Origin of the sequence: Citrobacter sp. Cb031 (assembly GCF_030336725.1) — a bacterium.
GTDB classification, from domain to species: domain Bacteria; phylum Pseudomonadota; class Gammaproteobacteria; order Enterobacterales; family Enterobacteriaceae; genus Citrobacter; species Citrobacter braakii.
In genome coordinates this window covers 1-314 of the sequence record NZ_JAOWDA010000011.1, presented here as the reverse complement: position 1 = coordinate 314, position 314 = coordinate 1, and the positions used below count along the sequence as shown (strand labels likewise).

Genomic DNA, 314 nt, shown 5'->3' with positions numbered 1-314 from the left:
TCTTTGCGAGTCACGGGTACCAGTCGAGGCTCTGATTGTGTCCCCAAATTCTTAAAGCCAATCACAATATCCTGATTAGGGTAAAGATTAATGTAGTTGTCATAGGTATTGTCGTTTTTATTTTTTTTATCCGGGTTGAACTCTCCCCAGCCATCTATTTGCCTGGCGTCATGTTCCATCCCCACTCGTGTTACATCAAAATTTGCCAATTTAGTAGCATCAATAGGCTCCGGAACTTTTTCGGCATTAATAAAAACCGTTTGCCATTCTGGAGGATCCGGATAGGTGAAACTACTGCTTTGATACTGGTCGCC

1 pseudogene is annotated in these 314 nt (G+C 42.7%); it reads right to left on the bottom strand.

Annotated elements, in window-relative coordinates:
- Positions 1–314, bottom strand: a pseudogene (locus tag OGV93_RS01245) (T6SS effector phospholipase Tle3 domain-containing protein); the annotation flags it as partial.